The sequence below is a fragment of the Bacillus changyiensis genome (genome assembly GCF_027706145.1).
In the GTDB taxonomy this organism is placed as follows: domain Bacteria; phylum Bacillota; class Bacilli; order Bacillales; family Bacillaceae; genus Bacillus; species Bacillus changyiensis.
This window is the reverse complement of the sequence record NZ_JAQFWW010000002.1, coordinates 408,510-428,859: the sequence shown is the minus strand read 5'-3', so window position 1 is coordinate 428,859 and position 20,350 is coordinate 408,510. Positions and strand designations below refer to the sequence as shown.

The following is a 20,350-nucleotide window of genomic DNA, read 5'->3' as shown; positions in this document are numbered from 1 at the left end:
TTCAGCTTGTCGACAAAGTCGTGAAAAACCGGCTATATGTCGACAAGCTTTTTTGTTAAGATGTTAATTTTATCTATTTCTTTTCATCAATTGATCGTAGAAAAGTAAACCATCTTCGCTGTTCAACTTCCACTGTAAAACAGAACTTAAATCTAGGTGGTGTAAGATTTGGAAATTGAAATCAATAAAGAACTTCAAATGAGACCATGACATGAAGAGGATTTACAAACCTACTGGGAATGGGTGTATAAACAACCTCATCCAGAGTGGAAAAAATGGAATGCTCCATATTATTCACATGAGACATTATCTTACAATGATTTTCTTCAAGTATTTATAAAGATAACCGCTGGGGGTTGTTCATTCATCATCAGTTGTATCATATTACTGGGAGCATCAAGAATCTAATTGGCTTGAAGCTGGAATTGCTATTTATGACCCTAACTATTGGAATGGTGGATACGGACCCCTTTTTTTAAAACATTGGATCGATCATTTGTTTAAAACATTACCTTTGGTCAGAGTCGGTTTCACGACATGGTCAGGAAATTTCCGGATGATGCGACTAGGAGAAAAGTTGGAGATGACATTAGAAGGAAGGTTAAGAAAATGTCGACTTTATCAAGGTGTTTATTATGATTCCATTCGAATGGGCATTTTAAGAGAAGAGTGGGAAAAACAATGCGCAATAAACTAAAAGCCGTTTTTGGGCTTTTTTTTTGTGTCTTTTTTCATTTTCGTTCTGTTTGAAAATATAGTATGATGATTCCACTGTTTCAAGAACATGAAGTCATAATATTTTTAAGAAAAAATAACATGATTAACACTCTTTAACAGGCCTTTTACATTCAATTTACGTCCGTATGCTACACTGACGCAGAGATCACAAAGTACCAATCCAAATCGTGAGGTGTATGTCAGTGAGTATGGACAAAAGCTTAAGGGTGTATAATGAATATTCAACACAGCAAACCTATTCTTGTACTCTGTCTGAAAAAGCCGAATATTATTTGTATATGAAACGGGCAATGGATATCGTCCTCTCTCTTATTGGGCTCGCTGTTACATTGCCGGTGATCCTCGTCTTCTGTGTTATCATTTCTATAGAAACTCCTGGTTCGCCTCTTTACCGTCAAGAGCGGGTCGGGAAAAATGGAAAACACTTTAACCTGTATAAGTTGAGATCGATGAGGATGGATGCTGAAAAGTCTGGAGCGACATGGGCGAGAAAAAATGATCCGCGAATTACGTCGATCGGGGCATTTATCAGAAAGACAAGAATTGACGAACTTCCACAGCTGGTAAATGTTTTAATCGGAGATATGAGCCTTGTCGGACCGAGGCCGGAACGACCAATATTCACATCAAAATTTCAGCATGACATTCCAGGTTTTCAAAACCGTTTAGTTGTAAAGCCAGGATTAACAGGTCTTGCGCAGGTCAATGGAGGCTATGATATCAGTCCACGAGAAAAATTGGTGCATGATCTATATTATATTCGAAATATGACGTTTCTCCTCGATTTGAAGGTAATCATTAAAACGTTTAAAGTTGTATTGACTGGTGATGGAGCCAGATAATACAAAGAAGGAAAATGTGCTATGTCAACGATTACAAAACAAATATTACATGGTGCGAAGTGGACAAGCGCTTCTACCATCATCATTACGTTTATTCAAATTGCGCAATTTGTATTACTTGGTCATATCATGACAATCGCTGAATTCGGTTTAGTCGGAATGTTGACAACAGTGACGATTTTTACACAAATTGTACTTGATATGGGTTTTGGGGCGGCCTTGATTCAAAAAGAAAAGATAAATGAGCGTCAATTATCTACTTTGTATTGGCTTAATATCATCACAGGCGTTTTATTGTTTATCTGTATTTTTTTCTTAAGTCCTGTCATTGCTGACTTTTATCAGCGTGATGAACTTGTAACACTCATTCGAATATTGGCGATTATGTTTTTAGTTGCACCGATTGGACAGCAATATCAGTATATGCTTCAGAAAGACTTGAAATTTCAGGTTTTAAGCAAAATTGAAACAGGAGCAAATGTTTCATCATTTATCATGCTCATCGGATTGATATTTCTGATTGATCCAATCGTTGCCTACGTATTGTCACAAGTTTTTCTAAATTCTTTTAAAGGAATCTTGTTCTTTGCTGTATATTTTAAAAAATGGCGTCCTTCATTTGTGTTTGCACTACGAGAAGTAAAAGATTTTTTTGCTTTTGGTGCATTCCAGTTAGCTTCACGGTTGGTTAATAGAGTTGGTGCCAATATGGATATGATTCTGATCGGTCGTTTTCTTGGTGCAGAGGCTTTAGGAATTTATAGTTTAGCATATCAAATCATTACAATCCCTGTTCTGAAAATTAATCCGATTATTACAAGAGTTGCTTTTCCGGTCTTCTCTAAAAACCAAAGAGATAACAAAACATTAAGAGAGGGTTTTTTAAATGTTACAAAACTTCTCGCACTCGTCTCATTCCCACTTTTGATCGGACTGCCAACTGTTTCTGATTTATTTATTAAAGTGATGTTCAGTGAAAAATGGCTTGCAGCTATTCCGATTCTCAATATTTTGGCCATTGTCGGTTTGCTCAGGGTGCTGATGAATCCGAACGGGTCGATCTTGTTAGCAAAAGGGAGAGCAGATCTGGCATTTTATTGGGATAGTGGTGTTATGATTTTCTATGGTCTTTTACTATATGCAGCAGTTTTAACAAAAGATTTAGCGGTTTTTGCTTGGACCTATGCTGCTGTCAGCTTACTCAACTTTTTTATTGGTAGGTGGCTGTTACAATTTGTTATCCAGTTGAAGCTGAAAGACTATTTTAGAACAATCATGAAACCGTTCATCTTGACCGTGATGATGGCTTGTCTTTCCTTGATTCTAAATGTTTTCAGCAGACAGCTTACGACTGAATCATGGTTACAGTTGACAATCTCAGTCGGAATCAGTGCCGTTTTTTACGGTTTTCTCATCAGTAAAGTGTATCAAAAAGCACTCAAAGTTCGGTACCGAAATTGACAGCAGAGAGGGCGTTTAATGTTGAAAGTTCTTTGGCTTACCAGTGTTTATCCAAGTGAAGCAAAGCCTGGAGAAGGCGTTTTTCATGAGACACAAGTACAGGCATTGAAGATGCATGGCATAGATGTATCAGTCATTTGTCCTTTCCCTGTCAACCCAGCACCTTTAAGGGTTTTTAAAAAGAAATATCGGCAAAGTCGGCCCCCTGATCATCAAGAAAGAAAAGGGATTATCATCTACAGGCCACCTTACATGGCATTACCTGGTCAGTTAAAATGGGCTCAGCCGCATCATCGCGTGGCAAAGAGCGTTTTACAGACGATCACGAAAAACAGGCTCAATCCAGATTTGATCCATGCGCATTTCGCCATGCCTTCTGGAGGTGCTGGAGCAGTTGTTTCAACAAAGCTGGAGATACCTTATGTGCTCACATTACACGGCAGTGATGTCAATATTTTTCCTCATTATAGCAAAAGTGCTTTTCAAGCATTTAAAACAGCTGTACAATCGGCATCAGATGTTTTCGCAGTCAGTGAAGTACTTCAGCAAAAAACGAGGGAAATGATTAGAATTGACAGTTCAGTACTACCGATTGGCGTTAGCCTTGACCATTTTCAAAAGCCAGAGATTTCAAAAGATCAACTAAGAGAGAAACTCAATCTCCCAAAAGGAAAAAGGCTTATCACTTTTGTTGGGCGTCTTGTGAAAGAAAAAGGTGTCAGAGAACTTGCTGAGGCTGTCAGTCAGTTAGATGATCAGTATGTCGCGGTTTTTATCGGTGATGGTCCTGAAAAACAAGTCATTCATCAAAAAGCAGGGCGAAAAGCACTTCTCTTAGGGCAAATTGCCAATCAACAAATCTCTGAGTATCTGACAGTATCTGATCTGTTTGTTCTTCCTTCATATTCAGAGGGCATGCCAACTGTTGTGATTGAGGCACTGGCTTTAAAAGTTCCAGTATTATGTACAGCCGTTGGGGGAGTCCCATCTTTATTTGGCAAGTATCAGGATTTGCTCATTAAACCGCGCTCAGTCACTGCTTTAAAAGAAGCGATTTTCAACTATACAGAAGGTGGCATCTGGCGAAAGGAGATGACAGAGGATCTATATCAAACGGTTTGTTCACAATATAATGCTAGGCAAAATGCCGAAACATTGATTAAAAGATATGAAAGTGTTATCCGAAAAAATCATCGTTTAAAGCAGTAAAATTAAGTCCATGCTGATAAATAAACAGAGAAAACATCATTGCCTATACAAAGCTATTGGATTGAAGGGTTAGCTTAAATGGAGGGAATGATCATTTTGAAAAGAATCGCTGTTATTGGAACAGGGTATGTTGGACTGGTGTCTGGAACTTGTTTTGCTGAGGTAGGACATTCAGTTGTCTGCTGTGATATAGACATTAAAAAAATAAGCAGTCTAAAAGCAGGGATCATCCCAATTTATGAAAGCGGACTAAAAGAACTGGTTGATAAAAATACGAAGGAAAACCGTTTATTCTTTTCAACAGACATTCCAGAGACAATCAGAAAAGCTGATATTATCTATATAGCAGTTGGAACACCAATGTCGGAAAATGGAGAAGCTGACTTACGTCATGTCAAAGCAGTAGCAAACATCATCGGTGCCAACTTAAATGGCTATAAAATTATCGTAAATAAAAGTACTGTCCCTGTTGGAACAGGGAAACTCGTTCAATCAATCATTCAACAGGTTTCAAAAGGCAGTCATCCGTTTGATGTGGTCTCAAACCCAGAATTTCTTCGTGAAGGAACTGCTATTGCTGATACGATGAATATGGAAAGAGCTGTCATCGGTGCAACTAGTGAAAAAGCTGCAACAATCATTGAAGAATTACATCAACCGTTCGAAACCACTATTGTGAAAACAAACCTTGAAAGTGCGGAAATGATTAAATATGCTGCCAATGCATTTTTGGCAACAAAGATCTCTTTTATTAATGATATTGCAAATATTTGTGAAAGAGTAGGAGCAGATGTTGAAAAAGTTGCTGAAGGTGTCGGGCTAGACAGCCGAATTGGTAAAAAATTTTTACATGCAGGAATTGGTTTTGGTGGATCATGTTTTCCAAAAGACACGATGGCATTACTGCAAATTGCCAAATCAGTCGGTTATCCGTTTAAAATGATTGAAGCTGTCATTGAGACAAACCAAAAACAACGTGCTCATATTGTTCAAAAACTGCTTCATGTGTTCGGTGATCTTCAAGGCAAAACAATTTCTGTCCTTGGTCTGGCATTTAAGCCAAATACAAATGATATGCGTTCATCTCCAGCTTTGGATGTCATTCCAATGCTTCGCAACCTTGGAGCACAAGTGAAAGCATATGATCCGGTCGCAATCCCTGAAGCAAAACGATTTCTTGGTGACCAAGTTGTTTATAGTGAGGATTTGTTTGAAACTGTTAAAGAAACAGATGCCTGCCTAATTTTGACAGAATGGCCGCAAGTTCAGCATATGAATATAACAAAACTGAAATCATGTTTAAAACAACCTATTTTAGTTGATGGACGAAATTTATTTAGACTAGAAGATATGAAAAGAGAAGGATTTATTTATCATTCAATTGGCCGCCCTGACATTCAGGGAGAGAAGATTTTAACAAAAGTATAAAACGCGGGGTGTTAACAATGGAAAAAGTATTAGTGACAGGCGGATGCGGATTTATCGGTTCACATATTACAGAACAGCTATTGCAAGAAAACTATCAAGTTGCAATCATAGACAATTTGACAACAGGGCATCTCTCAAATATTGCGGGACTTCCTATCGATTTCTATGAGCATGATGTAACAGAACCGGATGTTATCGAACTGATCAAACGCATTAATCCAGATTATATCATTCATTTGGCAGCTCAAGTGAGTGTTGCGGAATCTGTCAGCGATTTTTTAAAAGATGAAAACATCAATATAAGAGGTTCATTGCATATCATCAAAGCTGCCAGTGAATGCAACGTGAAAAAAATCATTTTTGCTTCGACTGCTGCTGTATACGGGGATCCCGACTATCTGCCTGTCGACACCCGTCACAAGACAAATCCAGGTTCTCCTTATGGATTGACAAAGCTTACAGTTGAAAACTATTTAAAAATGGCCTATGACCTTTATGGGGTTGAGTATTGCATTTTAAGATACAGTAATGTGTATGGACCTCGGCAAGATGCAAAAGGTGAGGGTGGTGTGGTTTCTATTTTTTCCGATTTGTTAACAAGCGGAACATCACCAGTCATCTTTGGAGATGGTGAGCAGTCCCGAGACTTTATTTATGTTGGTGATGTGGCATCGGCAAATATTAAAGCCCTTAAAGCTCAATCAAACGTTTGTTTAAATGTTTCAAATGGCTTTTCCATTACAGTCAATGAACTGTTTGCAGAAATGAAAAAGGCAACAAATTCTACCCTTTCTCCAATTTATGAGGCTGAAAGACCGGGAGACATTCGCCACAGTACACTAAGCAATGAGGAAACAAAAAAATTATTAAACTGGGAAGCGAAAATGCCACTTGAGGAAGGTTTAAAAAAGACGATTTCCTTTTATAAAAAAGAAATGAATGCTTAACACAGCTGGCTGCTGGCTTATGTCGGCAGCCCACTCCTAAAACTCGCGAAAAGGAGGGGGAATGATGAGTTTGAAACGTTCGGCGGCTGGTGTACTCATATGGTTTACTGCTCTCGCCGCTGGCTATGGATTAACTCAAATATTGGCTCAAAAAAGTACAAAAATGATTTTGTTTGCATTTCTCATGTTGAGTGCTTTTGCAGTGGTTTTGTTGCTCAAGCCATACTTGTCATATGACAAGTTGAAAATTTCTGTCATTTATCTTCTGATTGCTGCAACTTTTGCAAATAATGCGTTTTTCACAGTTAAATTGGGATTTTTCAGTCTGTTTCCATACAGAATCCTTCTGATGATCGCAGCTGGTTTATTTCTTCTTGAACTCATAAAAAGTAATCATCATCTAGAACAGTGGAAACAGGTTCATGTTAAGGGGATTCTCCTATTTTTCAGTTTTTGGTTTTGTTATGGAATGATTTCGCTGCTTTGGGTCAAGTCTGTTACAAATGGGGTCAAATATTTATCACTTATGGGGATGGGAATATTTTTTGTCTTTTTGATCGTGATGTATGTTCAGAAGATGAAGCGGCTGTTGGCATTTTACTACATATGGATGGTCATGACCATCTTTTTAATGGTTCTCGGCTTTTACAATCATTTTACATTAAACCATCTTCCAAGCTCCACACTTTATGAGGGACCGTATTATAAGCAACATTACCCAACATCCGTTTTTTTTAATCAAAATGATTTTGCAACCTTTCTATCCATTAGCTTTTTCTTATATTTAGCCTATTTCAAAAACATCAAAAACGTATTTTTGAAAGTTATCGGTTTTCTCCTAGCGCTATGTTCAATCTATTTAATTTTTTTGACGGGCTCAAGGGCCAGTCTATTGGGGATCATGGCAGGTTTTGCACTTTATGTATTCCTATTACTGCCGCGCTTTTTAAAAAAGTGGGCCATCATCATCGGTTTTGCGGGATTCATCGCTTTTGCCACTCTTTATGCTGGTAAGATCTCAAATATTGTTTATACATTGTTTTTAGCACCACAAGCTACACACGATTTTAGTGAACCATTGCCTTCAAACATTGCCAGGGCGAATCTTTTGAAAAACGCCGGGCATTATTTGTTGGATACATATGGATTTGGCGTAGGTGCTGGAAATGTCTCATACTACTTGGAACATCAGCCACTATTTGATACTGACCAAGTCGTTGAGGTTCATAATTGGCTCATTGAGATCATGGCAAACTTCGGGGTGATCATGATGCTCAGTTATTTAACCATGTATATCTATTTGATAACAATGCTTTTCCGTTTTCATCAGAGAAAACTGGAAAGACGCTATAAACTTCTGTTAGAAGGATTGATTACAGCGCTAGTTAGCTTTCTTGTCTCAAGCATCAGTCCTAGTTCTGTCTCGAATTTATATTTTCACTGGGTGTTTCTTGCTCTTGTGATTGCAACTGTGAACACCTTTAAAGCGGAAGGTTTTGAAGTTAGCATGTTAACTCGTTCAGGGGAAAAATTAAAAAACAGGGAGAAATGGCTGTGAACAATTTTATGAAACGTATTGTAGGAAGGGCCAAAAAGTACATTGTGCCGATTTTGGCACTACCACTTGTTCTTGGGTTGTTAGGATATATTTTTCCAAAAGGGAATTCTCCGTCTAATTACAAAGCCTCTGTCACAATCTCGACAGGTAATTATGGAGACCCACTTTACACGAAAACGAAAGAAGTTTCTGTTTTATTCAAAAGTGAGCCATTTTTAAAAGAGGTTTTTCCAGAAATGGATGAAGAGGAATTGACAGACATGAAAGACAAACTGTTGGTCGAAATTCGCTCAGACACTGTTTTCAATCTTAGCTATTTAGGAGCTGACCAAAAGGAAACCTTCACTGTTTTAGAAAAAATTAGAGATACCTTTTTTAAAAAAGACAAAAAACGGTTTTTAAAAAGAGAGCAAGTGATCGATAAAAATATAAAAGCTCTTAAAAATGAATCGGTCAGTCACGATTCAAAAGTAGATAAACAGCGGTTTTTGTACGATCTTGAAACAAGAAAACTGGAAATGAAAGCCGCAGAGGAAGTCGAACCATTAACTGCTTTAGATAGTGGTGGCGTTGGAATGACACCTAAAAAAAGAGCGGTGTTAGGCGTTTTGATCGGATTAGCACTATCATTTTTTATCATTGTTGTTCCTGAAGTTTTTCGTGAAGCCTAAATTTGAATTAGGATGTGAAGCAGAACGATGACAAGTAAAAAACCTCTCATATCTGTGATAACACCTGCCTATAATGCGGAGAATTTTATTGAGAAGACGATTGAATCTTTGTTAAATCAGACCTTCCTCGATTGGGAAATGATTATTGCCAATGATCACTCAACTGATCGAACAAGAGACATCATTCAATCGTATGAACAAAAGGACAACCGAATACGTCTCATTGATTTAAAAGAAAACGGGGGAGCTGCCGTAGCCCGAAACGCGGCACTGAAACAAGCAAAGGGTCGCTATTTAGCGTTTTTGGATAGTGATGATGTCTGGAAAAAAGAGAAGCTAGAAAAACAACTTGCATTTATGAGAGATCATCAATATGCTTTTACATTTACAGCTTACGAATTGATCAGTCAAAACGGAGAACCACTTCAAAAAACGATTCAGGCACCTGAAAGCTTGACATATGATGACGTCTTAAAGAACACCATTATCGGCTGTTTAACAGTAATGATTGACACTGAGCAAACAGGGCCTATAGAAATGCCAAACATCAGGACTCGCCAAGATTTAGCAACATGGCTGTCTATTTTAAAAAGGGGATTTAAAGCATATGGACTGAATAAACCTTTAGCAGAATACCGAATTGTCAACAATTCAATTTCGAGAAACAAATGGAAGGCAGCTCAAAAAACTTGGTATGTGTACCGAGAGATCGAACGTCTTCACTTGGTCAAAGCAACATGGTGTTTTGTTCATTATGCAAAAAACGCAGTTAAGAAAAGATTATAATGGCAAGGTGATGAATGTGAAAGCAGACAAAGTAATCCACATTGTAGTGGCAACAGGTGAATGGGGACAAGATCAATTGCGATATCGAAGACATCGTCTTGCTGAGTTTTTAGCACAGCAAAAAGCCACTAAACAAGTGATTTGGGTCTGTCCATCTGAAAAAGTTTCTTCAGATTCATTTACACAATTGGAAAATGGTATTAAGCAGTTTGCGGTAAAAGATTTTTTAAAGAAGAAAATCTTTAGGTTTGCCCGCTATCAAGATATTTTTTATCAAAAAAAGCTGATTCCTTTGTTTCAATGGTTAAACACGAATGCACAAGAAAATAAAGTTTGTCTATGGTACACTTTTCCCGGTTTTCCTGGTCTGGCATCACTTTATCATTGGGATCAAGTCATTTACGATTGTAGCGATCTTTGGACAGCACCGATTAGTGGCAAACAAAATCTTTTATTACAATTTCGACAAAAAGTTATTTTTGAAGCAGAAAACCGCATTATCAAGGCAGCAAACACGGTTTTTTGCACCTCTGATTATTTGTACGATAACATCATCGACCGTCTTAAAGGCGAAGAAAAGCCTGTTTTCACAATAGAAAATGGGGTGGAATACGATGTTTTTGCACTTAACCACGAAAAAGCGGACATCTTAAACGGCAGAGATGGAACTGTTTTAGGTTTTATCGGGGGGATTAAACCAAAGCTTGATTTTAAACTTGTCAAAAAAACAGCAGAGACCAACAAAGACTGGATATTTTTGTTTGTTGGACCTGACGGAACAAATGGAGATCCTGATTTTAAAGAACTGCTTCAGCTGGATAATGTCATTTGGACAGGCCCGGTGGCGCCGACAGACGTTCCCGCCTATATGAATGTAGTTGACATCGGAATCATGCCCTATAAACCGTCACCATACAATAATGCCGTATTTCCGTTAAAACTGTTTGAGTTTTTAGCTTCGGGGAAACCTGTGGTCGGTGTTAACCTACCTTCGACAAAAAAGGTGGAGAAAAAACATATTTACCGACATCTTGCAGGAAGCGATCCAGTTCATTTTACGTCTGTCTGTGAAGAGTTAGAGCGTTCCCAGCATGATCCAATCCATGTGAAGGATCGCAAAGACATGGCACGCGAGAAAGATTGGCAGAAATTATTACTGGAAATTTACAACAAAATAAACATTGATCAAAAGCGGATTATTTAATTTATGATGTTTCTTTTTGCAGAAGCTTGTTATAATAACTAATGAAATTGTATAATAGATAGGTATCGGAACATTATAAACAACCCAGAATTCATTAAAAAGGAGACTTTTTTATGTCTTATGAACGCACGATTATTGCGTTTTTTGTCTCTCTGATAACTGTATTAATCATCACGCCATTTATTAAACGTTTAGCCATCAAATCCGGTATTGTCGATCAGCCGGACTTTCGAAAAATACATGATAAAGTCATGCCTAGAATGGGCGGTTTAGCCATATTTATAGGAGTATTGACCGGTTCATTAGCCGGAGGTCTATATGAAAACAGAGTAACAGCCATTACCCTCGGTGCTTTTATGATTGTCATTTTAGGAATTGTTGATGACAAATATAATTTAAGTCCGAAAATTAAATTTATTGTTCAAATATTAGTTGCTTGTATGATTGTCAGTACGGGATTGAAAATGGAGTTTTTATCGATTCCATTTGCAGATTTTCGCTTTGACTTAGGTTGGATGGCATACCCCTTGACCATTTTATGGATTGTTGGAATTACAAACGCCATCAATTTAATTGACGGCTTGGATGGCTTGGCTGCAGGGATTTCCGTTATCGGCTTGTCGACCATTGCTGTGATGGCTTTTTCAGCCGACAAAATATTAATTTTCTCTTTATCATTGGTTGTCATTGGTAGTACACTCGGATTTCTCTTCTATAATTTTCATCCAGCAAAAATCTTTATGGGGGATACAGGCTCGCTTTTTCTCGGCTATGTAATCTCTGTTCTGTCGCTGTTAGGGCTATACAAGAGTGTCACATTATTCAGTGTTGTTGTACCCATCATTATTTTAGGGGTACCGATATTTGATACGACCTTTGCCATCATTAGAAGAATATTGAACAAGCAGCCGATATCAGCTCCTGATAAATCCCATATCCATCACAGGCTAATGGCGTTTGGATTATCCCATAGAAAGGCCGTTATCGTGATATACTTAATTGGCTGTGTTTTTAGCCTGAGTGCGATTGTGCTGAAAACTGCGACACTCTGGATGTCGATCTTTATCATCTTTGGCTTGATCTTTTTTATGCAGATCATCGCTGAAGTGACTGGACTGGTGAATGAGAGATATAAACCATTTACTAAGTTTTATAGGCGAATGGTAAAAAGGAATTAAGACTTTTAGAAAATAAACCAACAAACCCTGATTCAATTTAGAGTCAGGGTTTGTTGTTATGGAAAAAATGCAGATGAAGAGGTGGTGAAAACGTTCTGTTCAAATACAAAACACCTCCTGATAACCGCAACCTTTTAGGTGGCGGTTATCAGGAGGTGTCTACAATGATCGAATTAATGAGTAGCTCAGATCATTCGGTTGAATTGTCTGGAACATTGTCATTAGTCGAACTTTCAGGAGATGTTTCATGAGAATTTGAAGCAGTTGAATCAGGATAGAGATGTTGATTTAGTTCATCATGGACTTTTGCCAAGTTTTGTTTGTCCGCTTCAAAAAAGTATTCATGGTTAATATACAAGTCTTTTCCCTTTATGTTTAAAGTCTCGATATCTTTACCTGAAAAACCGCTGTATACTTTTTGCAGAGCCAGTGCTTCTGTAATTTTAATGTTGGTTTTAACATTTTTACTGGCTTTTTGCGCAATCGTGTCAATTTTCATCAAGTTTTCTGGTTTTGATATTTGGTCAAGCGCTGCTTTTAGAATTTGTTTTTGTCGGTCATTACGACCAAAGTCTCCACGCTTATCCTGTTTTCTCATCCTGGCATATGCAAGGGCTTCTTCACCATTTAAGTGCATAGGACCCTTTGTGAAATAGATTTTTTTCTTTTTAGATACATCGCTTTTTTCGTTAAAATCAAATGGTACCTCAACATCAATTCCACCGATTTCATCAACAACTTCTTTAAATCCCTTAAAATCAACTGTTGCGTATTTATCAATTGGAATTCCTAAAAGGTTTTCAACTGTGTTTCTTGTTTCATCTTTTCCACCTATAGCATATGAGGCATTAATTTTCTTTTTTTCTCCGGTTGTGTTACTCGCTAATTGTACTCGTGTATCCCTTGGTATACTTAACATTTTCATCGTCTTTTTCTTAGGATCAAGTGTCACGACAATCAGTGAATCAGCGCGGCCGTGATCACCATTTGTTGCATAATCTTCAATTCCCATAATGAGAATTGAGAAAGGTTTTTCTTGAATATCAACAATTTCATCACGAAGATCTGATTTTTCACCTTCTTTAAATTCTTCAAAAGTGCTGTCAGCCGCAGAAATTGTGTTGACAATCTTGTATATTCCTACTCCAATAACTACAAGAATGGCCAGTAGCATAAGGAAAATAAACCGCTTAACGATCTTCCTCCTCTTATTCTTTTTTTTACGTACTTTCACTCTTATACGTTCAGCCATATATTTATTCTCCTTTAATTATTAAAAGCTTCTTCTAAGTAGATTTGAATACCCTCTTTATTCTCACTTTTGCCATTTGTCAGTTCGGTTATCCATTGTGTAAAGAACTGTTTTTCAGTTTCCTTCACATAAATTTCGAATTCAACTTCATCCGCATAATGGATGTTTTTTAATTTGTAAGGGGATGTACGTAGTTCATTTTCCAGTTTCCCAATCCAAGTATAGTTAACCTTTGTATGCATGACGCGCATCAGGTTGCGTTCTGTAATGCCGACATGATTTAGCCCTTCTGATACAGATTTACCATAAGCCCTTATCAATCCACCGGCCCCTAACTTAATCCCACCAAAGTACCGTGTCACAACAGCGCAAGTATCCTTCAGTTTGCGTTTTTTTAACACTTCAAGCATTGGAATTCCAGCTGTACCACTCGGTTCACCATCATCGTTTGCTTTTTGAATTTGATCATTTTCTCCAATGAGATAGGCAGAACAGTTATGAGTTGCATTCCAATGTTGTTTTTTAATCTTCTGAATAAAATGCTGTGCTTCTTCTTCGGAGTTAACGCGGGTTAAATGACAGATGAACCGTGATTTTTCGATCACAATTTCATATATACCTTCTCCGGAGACTGTAAGATAGCTCTGTAGCATTGCTCGTTTCCCCCCCTGACAGTTCAAAAAAAACGAACAGGCTTAGAATTTTGTTGCGTATTTTGTTATGATTAAAGAGATAGATGGGAAAGCATAAAAAATACAATACGCATTCTTTCATTATAATTCGACACGAATTTCAGATCAATGAAAATTATCATAAAAAGTAAATGACAATGCTATTACGGAGGGAAAATGGGTGAGCATGTCTAAAACCAAAATGGACTCCAAAGTCTTAGATTCAATTATTATGAAAATGTTAAAAACAGTCGATGGAAGTAAAGACGAAGTATTTCAGATCGGTGAGCAGTCTCGACAGCAATATGAAGGCCTTGTAGAAGAGTTAAAGCAAATTAAACAACAGGTCAACGAAGTCATCGATCTTGGAGACAGGTTAGAGGTTTATGCAAGACATGCCAGAAACCGTTTGTCAGAGGTCAGCAGAAATTTTCACAAATTTAGTGAAGAAGAAATTCGTGAAGCTTATGAAAAAGCGCATGAACTTCAAGTAGAACTGACAATGATTCAACAGCGGGAAAAGCAGCTAAGAGAGAAACGTGATGACCTTGAACGGCGTCTTCTTGGACTTCAGGAAATCATCGAGCGCTCAGAAGGGCTCGTCAGTCAAATCTCTGTTGTTTTAAACTATTTAAATCAAGATTTGCGCCAAGTTGGTGTTCTTTTAGAGGATGCACAAGCGAAACAGGATTTTGGACTCAGAATTATCGAAGCGCAAGAGGAAGAACGAAAAAGGGTTTCTCGTGAAATCCATGATGGTCCCGCGCAAATGCTGGCAAACGTGATGATGAGGTCGGAATTAATCGAGAGGATTTTCAGAGAAAAGGGAACAGAGGAAGGATTTCAAGAAATTAAAAACCTCCGTCAAAATGTTCGAAATGCTCTTTATGAAGTCAGACGAATTATTTATGATTTAAGACCGATGGCTTTAGATGATTTAGGTTTAATCCCTACACTAAGAAAATACTTGAATACGATCGAAGATTACCATGGTAAAGCCAAGATTCATTTTCAATGTATCGGAGAATCGGAAGATCGACGAATTGCACCTCGATTTGAGGTTGCGCTCTTTCGGCTTGCCCAAGAAGCTGTCACAAATGCATTAAAACATTCCGAATCTGATGAGATTCATGTTAAAGTAGAAGTGACAAAAGATTTTGTTATGATGATCATCAGAGATAATGGAACTGGTTTTGATTTAAAGGAAACCAAAAGTAAGCGAAACAAATCGTTCGGATTGCTCGGCATGAAGGAGCGGGTCGATCTGCTTGAAGGAACCATGACAATAGATTCAAAAATAGGTCTCGGGACATTTATTATGATCAAAGTTCCGCTTTCTTTGTAAATAAAAATTGTAAAATAGAGACAAAAGACATATTGACCATAAAAGCGGTATATAGAACAATGATAATGGGGAGGCGTTGCGTGTGATGAACAAAGTAAATATTGTTATTATTGATGATCATCAGTTATTCCGTGAAGGTGTTAAACGGATCTTGGATTTTGAACCTACTTTTGAGGTCGTAGCTGAAGGAGACGATGGTGATGAGGCGGCTCGCATTGTCGAGCACTACCATCCTGATGTTGTAATCATGGATATTAATATGCCTAATGTGAATGGTGTAGAAGCGACAAAACAACTGGTCGATCTATTCCCAGAATCAAAAGTTATTATTTTGTCAATCCATGATGATGAAAACTATGTGACACATGCATTAAAAACTGGAGCACGCGGATATCTGCTGAAAGAAATGGACGCTGATACACTGATTGAAGCCGTAAAAGTAGTAGCTGAAGGCGGATCTTATTTACATCCTAAAGTGACACATAATCTTGTTAACGAATTTCGCCGTCTCGCAACGAGCGGTGTGACAGTGCATGCGGCACAACATGAAGTTTATCCAGAAATCCGCAGACCTCTGCATATACTTACTAGACGTGAATGTGAAGTTTTACAGATGCTTGCAGACGGGAAGAGTAACCGTGGAATTGGTGAATCTTTATTCATTAGTGAAAAAACAGTTAAAAACCATGTCAGCAACATCCTCCAAAAAATGAATGTGAATGATAGGACTCAAGCTGTTGTAGTTGCTATTAAAAACGGCTGGGTAGAAATGCGATAAAGTTGGACTTGCCAATTGGCAAGTCTATTCTTATGAACCGGCTTAGAATTAGATTTTTTAGCGGGCTTGTTATGCAGTTTCTCTCCTACACTAAGCGTCCCCGTAGTTCTACAGTTCGATTAATCGTAGATCTTCAACATATCTTGACGGATATGTCTATTTTGGTGATTTCACGACTGATTATAGAGAACATGATCAAGCCACCTCTACAAGTGGGTGACTTCTTGTTGATTGTTATAAAAATTTAATGAAAAACAACTGTTTTTCTTTTAGAATAGAGATAAAAGTATCTTTCATAAGAGGAAGGTTTATTTATGAAAACAGCAGTAGTAACAGACAGTACCGCATATATACCTCCAGAACTTCGCGAACGCTATCATATTTACATGATACCGCTTAACGTGATATTTGGAGAAAATTCTTATAAAGAAGAAATTGATATGAGCTGGCAGGACTATTATCAAGAAGTCAAAGCTCATGAAACTCTCCCGAAAACATCACAGCCTGCTTACGGAGAATTGATCGCTCTATATGAGAAGCTAGCAAACAGTTATGATGCAGTCATCAGTATTCATCTTTCCAGCGGAATTAGCGGGACGTTCAACAGTGCCGTGTCAGCAAACAGTATACTGGAAGACATCAAAGTATATCCATTTGATTCAGAAATCAGTTGTATGGCGCAAGGTTTTTATGCGCTTAAAGCAGCAGAATTAGCGGCAAATGGTGCATTGCCTGAAGAAATCCTTAGCCATTTGAATGATATGAAGACCACAATGAGGGCCTATTTCATGGTTGATGATCTCTCTCATCTGCAAAGGGGCGGTCGATTGACTGGTGCGCAAGCTTTTGTTGGGAGCCTTTTAAAAGTAAAGCCGATCTTACACTTTGAGAATAAGCTGATTGTCCCGTTTGAAAAAATTCGAACAAGGAAAAAAGCACTAAACCGTCTATATGAGCTTTTTGGTGAAGATGCCAAAAAAGGAAAACCATTGAAAGCAGTTGTGATTCATGCTAATCGAGAGGAAGAGGCCGATCAGATCATTATAGAGCTATCAGAGCTATATCCACAAGTAGAATTCTATAAAAGCTATTTCGGTCCTGTCATCGGTACGCACCTCGGTGAAGGTGCAATGGGTATTGCCTGGTATATAGCATAAAAGAAAGTCTCCGTTTTGCAAAGCGGGGATTTTCTTTTTTTAGTCTGTTTTTTGACACTATTTTTTGATTTTGCTTATTTTACTTTAAAACAAAAACGATCCATACTGATAACCATTGGAGGTGAAATATATCAAACAATCTGATCAGCATAATGGTCACATTCCCTTGTCATTTTCCGAAAAACTTCGCTCTTTTCTAGAATTCCGGCATCTTCTTCAAAACGAACTTCCTTTTCCCGATGATGTCATTGCTTGGTATATTAAAAAAGGGGACATAAAAGCTGAAAAATCGATTGTGAAAACGCAAACAGGTTGGATTTGCCGACGTTGCGGTCAACATCATCATGACTTGTTTGCACAATTCCCATGTGAGAATTGCGGTAAAAAAAACTGTGTCTATTGTCGTTCATGTGTGATGATGGGCAGAGTAAGTGAATGTATACCTCTATTGACTTGGCATGGTAAAGATCTTTCCAAACGCCCGTCAGTCGAAATGACCTGGGAAGGCCGTCTTTCGGTTGGCCAGGAAAAAGCAGCTGTCTCGGTTGTAGAAGCGATTCGTAAAAGAAAAGAGCTTTTGATTTGGGCGGTTTGTGGTTCAGGTAAAACAGAACTTCTTTTTCGAGGAATTGAATATGCCTTGCGACAAGGACTGCGGCTATGTATTGCTACACCGAGAACTGATGTCGTTTTCGAACTTGCCCCGCGATTAAAAAAAGCTTTTAAAGGTGAGGAAATAACTGTTTTGTATGGAGGTAGTCAAGACAGAGGAAAACTTTCACCTCTTGTGGTTTCCACAACTCATCAGCTGATGCGTTATAAAGAAGCGTTTGATGTCATCATCATTGATGAAGTTGATGCTTTTCCATATTCTTTTGATCGAACATTGCAATATGCTACGAAAAAAGCAGGAAGACAAGAATGTGCCCGAATTTATCTAACAGCTACACCTTCTTCTAAAATGAAGCGGCATGCTAAGAAAAGTCAGCTACCTGTCGTGCGGATTCCCGCCAGATACCATCGTCAGCCACTGCCAGAACCTTTATTTAAATGGTGCGGGAACTGGAGGAGAAACCTCTTTCGTGGGAAAATCCCTTTTGTAGTCAAAAAGTGGCTCTTCCAACATCAAAATCAAAACCAACCTGTTTTTTTATTCGTTCCGTCTATTCTAGTACTTGAATCAGTGGTTAGTATTCTTCAAAAAAATCAATTTCTTGTTGAAGGTGTACATGCTTATGACAAAAATAGAAAAGGAAAAGTGAAGCGGTTTCGAGAAGGTTCATTCCATGTTCTCGTCACAACAACGATTTTAGAAAGGGGAGTGACAGTAAAAAAGGCCCAGGTCGGAGTTCTTGGTGCGGAAGCCGCTATTTTTAGTGAAAGTGCCCTTGTGCAAATGGCGGGAAGAGCCGGCAGGCATCCGTGTTTTACAAATGGAGAAGTTTATTTTTTTCACTTTGGGATAACTAGTGCTATGACATCAGCTTTTAACCATATTCAGCATATGAATACAATAGCTAGGAAGAAAAAGTGGATTGACTAGTCATATCTTCATGGTAAAATATACTCATTAGATGAAAAAGAGGAGCGTTATCCCAATGCTAGTCAATGCCAAAGAAGCTGTTATGGAAGAATTGTTTCATCAGTATATCGACCAGTTACACATGAAATGCATGTGCAAAAGGTGTAAAGAAGATGTGCTGGCACTTGCTTTAAATTCAGTGAAGCCACAATATGTCACCGATGAGTCCAAGCTAGCTTACATTAAAGCAGAGCTCGTCGATAAGCAAAAAAATACAACCATGCTTGTTACATTGGCTGAAGCAGCTAGAAAAGTCAATGACCATCCGCTTTGTGAAAATAGGTTGAAAGGAAGGGAATAACCTGATTTGTTTAAATTGCAAAGCTTCTCTTTCACATTCTTTAACATGGCGTTCTTTATTCTGTTTACAAAAGGAAAAAAGAATATGTAAAGAATGTGCAGGAGGCTTTCTTGAAATAACAAGAAAAATATGTCGCAAGTGTGGCCGTCCCCAAGACAGTGAAGAACTTTGCGATGACTGTTTAAAATGGGAAGCCAATCCTAAAACTCGCGCTCTCCTTCAGCAAAACCGCTCCGTTTTTCAATACAACTCCTTCATGAAAGAAGTTCTAGCCCGCTTTAAGTTCAGAGGTGATGCTGAATTGGTTTACGCTTTTGAACCTTCGTTCATCAACACTTTTCAACGGTACCACCGTCAGATGCAACTTACTTTAGTCCCCATTCCTCTTAGTGAAGAACGAAAAAAAGAAAGAGGATTTAACCAGGCAGAACGGCTTGCAGCCTTATTAAAAAAGCCTGTCATACATCCATTAACCAGAATTGAGTCTGAAAAACAATCAAAAAAAAGCAGGGCAGAACGGTTAAAGCGAACAGCCATTTTTCAAACGGAAAAGGGCTCTGTTAAAGGGTTGAACATTATGCTGATTGATGATCTGTATACGACAGGATCAACCCTTCATCATGCAGCAGAATGTCTGACATTGTGTGGAGAGGCTAAATTGGTATTTTCTTACACGTTGATACGAAGTTAAATCATTTCTTTTCTCAGCCGATATAATAGGTAGAATTTTAACGATAGGAGTCAGAATTTATGAGTCAATTGGCGAATTGTCCACGATGTGATGAGTTGTTTATGAAAAGTAGTTTTCAAACTGTTTGCCACAAATGCCTCAAAGAAGAAGAGCTTTGTTTTGAAAAAGTATATAAATTTATTAAAAAACAGAAAAACCGCCAGTCTACAATGATGCAAATTGTTGAAGAAACGGGTGTTGATGAAGAATTAATTCTCAAGTTTATTAAGCAAAAGAGAATTCAAATTTCTCATCTTCCCAACCTCGGGTACCCATGTGACAGATGCGGAGCTTCAATCAGGGCTGGTCGGTATTGTGCAGCCTGTGAACAAGATATAGCAGGGCAGATGAGTCAAATGGACCATATGGAACAACTTGAAAAAGAGATCAGAGATAGGTCTAAAGGCACGTACTATAACTTTAATCCTAAAAATAAATGATTCCCTAAACTAACTTGCAGCTCAGACGATAAAATGAGTATGATCATAGATGACTATGATGGAAAGCGAGAG

At 38.1% G+C, this 20,350-nt stretch carries 20 protein-coding genes; 18 read left to right on the top strand and 2 right to left on the bottom strand.

The genetic code is table 11. The features are described 5' to 3' along the window. Positions 1-349: 349 nt before the first annotated feature. The 11 genes from PDT38_RS09435 to PDT38_RS09385 all read left to right on the top strand — a co-directional run bounded on the left by PDT38_RS09435 (position 350) and on the right by PDT38_RS09385 (position 12,022). Positions 350-697, top strand: coding sequence for a GNAT family N-acetyltransferase (locus PDT38_RS09435; protein WP_317134952.1), 348 nt, complete (start codon positions 350-352; stop codon positions 695-697). Positions 698-920: 223 nt separating this feature from the next. After that, on the top strand, positions 921-1,580 hold the full coding sequence (locus PDT38_RS09430; RefSeq protein ID WP_270800828.1) for a sugar transferase: 660 nt from the start codon (positions 921-923) through the stop codon (positions 1,578-1,580). A 21-nt stretch (positions 1,581-1,601) separates the two neighbouring features. Continuing rightward, the gene (gene tuaB, locus PDT38_RS09425) at positions 1,602-3,041 is read left to right on the top strand and encodes a teichuronic acid biosynthesis protein TuaB (RefSeq protein ID WP_270800826.1); all 1,440 of its coding nucleotides are present in this window, start codon (positions 1,602-1,604) and stop codon (positions 3,039-3,041) included. 21 nt (positions 3,042-3,062) lie between these two features. After that, positions 3,063-4,250, top strand: coding sequence for a teichuronic acid biosynthesis protein TuaC (gene tuaC, locus PDT38_RS09420; protein ID WP_270801718.1), 1,188 nt, complete (start codon positions 3,063-3,065; stop codon positions 4,248-4,250). 96 nt (positions 4,251-4,346) lie between these two features. Further along, the gene (gene tuaD, locus PDT38_RS09415) at positions 4,347-5,678 is read left to right on the top strand and encodes a UDP-glucose 6-dehydrogenase TuaD (RefSeq protein WP_270800824.1); all 1,332 of its coding nucleotides are present in this window, start codon (positions 4,347-4,349) and stop codon (positions 5,676-5,678) included. A 17-nt stretch (positions 5,679-5,695) separates the two neighbouring features. Next, positions 5,696-6,625 carry an NAD-dependent epimerase/dehydratase family protein gene (locus PDT38_RS09410; RefSeq protein ID WP_270800823.1) on the top strand — a complete coding sequence of 310 codons (930 nt, stop codon included), beginning with the start codon at positions 5,696-5,698 and terminating at the stop codon, positions 6,623-6,625. A 64-nt stretch (positions 6,626-6,689) separates the two neighbouring features. Further along, entirely contained in the window at positions 6,690-8,183 is a 1,494-nt protein-coding gene (gene tuaE / locus PDT38_RS09405) for a teichuronic acid biosynthesis protein TuaE (RefSeq protein WP_270800821.1), read from the top strand. Further along, positions 8,174-8,854, top strand: coding sequence for a teichuronic acid biosynthesis protein TuaF (gene tuaF / locus PDT38_RS09400; protein WP_270800820.1), 681 nt, complete (start codon positions 8,174-8,176; stop codon positions 8,852-8,854). The genes tuaE and tuaF overlap by 10 nt, the downstream gene beginning before the upstream one ends. A gap of 27 nt (positions 8,855-8,881) precedes the next feature. Beyond that, positions 8,882-9,640, top strand: coding sequence for a teichuronic acid biosynthesis protein TuaG (tuaG, locus tag PDT38_RS09395; protein WP_270800818.1), 759 nt, complete (start codon positions 8,882-8,884; stop codon positions 9,638-9,640). Beyond that, complete coding sequence (tuaH, locus tag PDT38_RS09390; RefSeq protein ID WP_394356249.1) at positions 9,609-10,844, top strand: teichuronic acid biosynthesis protein TuaH; 1,236 nt, start codon at positions 9,609-9,611, stop codon at positions 10,842-10,844. Before tuaG ends, tuaH begins: the two co-directional genes overlap by 32 nt. A 113-nt stretch (positions 10,845-10,957) precedes the next feature. Continuing rightward, positions 10,958-12,022: a glycosyltransferase family 4 protein gene (locus tag PDT38_RS09385; protein WP_270800817.1), complete on the top strand. Its 1,065-nt coding sequence runs from the start codon at positions 10,958-10,960 to the stop codon at positions 12,020-12,022. Between the two features lie 190 nt (positions 12,023-12,212). Here the strand turns inward: PDT38_RS09385 and PDT38_RS09380 are convergent, their stop codons facing one another. Together PDT38_RS09380 and PDT38_RS09375 are read right to left on the bottom strand one after the other, a co-directional pair. After that, the gene (locus tag PDT38_RS09380) at positions 12,213-13,274 is read right to left on the bottom strand and encodes an LCP family protein (protein WP_270800816.1); all 1,062 of its coding nucleotides are present in this window, start codon (positions 13,272-13,274) and stop codon (positions 12,213-12,215) included. Between the two features lie 14 nt (positions 13,275-13,288). Further along, positions 13,289-13,927, bottom strand: coding sequence for a YigZ family protein (locus PDT38_RS09375; RefSeq protein WP_270800815.1), 639 nt, complete (start codon positions 13,925-13,927; stop codon positions 13,289-13,291). Positions 13,928-14,132: 205 nt separating this feature from the next. On the opposite strand from PDT38_RS09375, the gene PDT38_RS09370 reads away from it, so the two are divergent. The 7 genes from PDT38_RS09370 (at position 14,133) to PDT38_RS09340 (ending at position 20,278) form a co-directional block, all read left to right on the top strand. Continuing rightward, positions 14,133-15,290 (top strand): sensor histidine kinase, encoded by a 1,158-nt coding sequence (locus PDT38_RS09370; protein ID WP_270800814.1) that lies wholly within the window; start codon positions 14,133-14,135, stop codon positions 15,288-15,290. An 85-nt stretch (positions 15,291-15,375) separates the two neighbouring features. Continuing rightward, positions 15,376-16,068: a two-component system response regulator DegU gene (gene degU, locus PDT38_RS09365; RefSeq protein WP_172299730.1), complete on the top strand. Its 693-nt coding sequence runs from the start codon at positions 15,376-15,378 to the stop codon at positions 16,066-16,068. Positions 16,069-16,382: 314 nt separating this feature from the next. After that, a complete protein-coding gene (locus tag PDT38_RS09360; protein WP_270800813.1) occupies positions 16,383-17,225 on the top strand; it encodes a DegV family protein in 843 nt (280 codons plus the stop codon). Positions 17,226-17,340: 115 nt separating this feature from the next. Then, positions 17,341-18,768: a DEAD/DEAH box helicase gene (locus PDT38_RS09355; protein ID WP_394356248.1), complete on the top strand. Its 1,428-nt coding sequence runs from the start codon at positions 17,341-17,343 to the stop codon at positions 18,766-18,768. Between the two features lie 55 nt (positions 18,769-18,823). Then, on the top strand, positions 18,824-19,108 hold the full coding sequence (locus tag PDT38_RS09350; RefSeq protein WP_270800794.1) for a late competence development ComFB family protein: 285 nt from the start codon (positions 18,824-18,826) through the stop codon (positions 19,106-19,108). A gap of 1 nt (position 19,109) precedes the next feature. Beyond that, entirely contained in the window at positions 19,110-19,799 is a 690-nt protein-coding gene (locus tag PDT38_RS09345) for a double zinc ribbon domain-containing protein (RefSeq protein ID WP_270801716.1), read from the top strand. 59 nt (positions 19,800-19,858) lie between these two features. Beyond that, positions 19,859-20,278, top strand: coding sequence for a TIGR03826 family flagellar region protein (locus PDT38_RS09340; protein WP_270800792.1), 420 nt, complete (start codon positions 19,859-19,861; stop codon positions 20,276-20,278). Positions 20,279-20,350: the final 72 nt, after the last annotated feature.

What these genes read in the sequence shown, in the direction of transcription:
- tuaB (WP_270800826.1), top strand. Translation starts at nt 1,602, where the DNA reads ATGTCAACGATTACAAAACAAATATTACATGGTGCGAAGTGGACAAGC.
- PDT38_RS09410 (WP_270800823.1), top strand. Translation starts at nt 5,696, where the DNA reads ATGGAAAAAGTATTAGTGACAGGCGGATGCGGATTTATCGGTTCACAT.
- tuaE (WP_270800821.1), top strand. Translation starts at nt 6,690, where the DNA reads ATGAGTTTGAAACGTTCGGCGGCTGGTGTACTCATATGGTTTACTGCT.
- tuaF (WP_270800820.1), top strand. Translation starts at nt 8,174, where the DNA reads ATGGCTGTGAACAATTTTATGAAACGTATTGTAGGAAGGGCCAAAAAG.
- tuaG (WP_270800818.1), top strand. Translation starts at nt 8,882, where the DNA reads ATGACAAGTAAAAAACCTCTCATATCTGTGATAACACCTGCCTATAAT.
- tuaH (WP_394356249.1), top strand. Translation starts at nt 9,609, where the DNA reads ATGCAAAAAACGCAGTTAAGAAAAGATTATAATGGCAAGGTGATGAAT.
- PDT38_RS09385 (WP_270800817.1), top strand. Translation starts at nt 10,958, where the DNA reads ATGTCTTATGAACGCACGATTATTGCGTTTTTTGTCTCTCTGATAACT.
- PDT38_RS09380 (WP_270800816.1), bottom strand. Translation starts at nt 13,274, where the DNA reads ATGGCTGAACGTATAAGAGTGAAAGTACGTAAAAAAAAGAATAAGAGG.
- PDT38_RS09375 (WP_270800815.1), bottom strand. Translation starts at nt 13,927, where the DNA reads ATGCTACAGAGCTATCTTACAGTCTCCGGAGAAGGTATATATGAAATT.
- PDT38_RS09370 (WP_270800814.1), top strand. Translation starts at nt 14,133, where the DNA reads ATGTCTAAAACCAAAATGGACTCCAAAGTCTTAGATTCAATTATTATG.
- degU (WP_172299730.1), top strand. Translation starts at nt 15,376, where the DNA reads ATGAACAAAGTAAATATTGTTATTATTGATGATCATCAGTTATTCCGT.
- PDT38_RS09360 (WP_270800813.1), top strand. Translation starts at nt 16,383, where the DNA reads ATGAAAACAGCAGTAGTAACAGACAGTACCGCATATATACCTCCAGAA.
- PDT38_RS09350 (WP_270800794.1), top strand. Translation starts at nt 18,824, where the DNA reads ATGCTAGTCAATGCCAAAGAAGCTGTTATGGAAGAATTGTTTCATCAG.
- PDT38_RS09340 (WP_270800792.1), top strand. Translation starts at nt 19,859, where the DNA reads ATGAGTCAATTGGCGAATTGTCCACGATGTGATGAGTTGTTTATGAAA.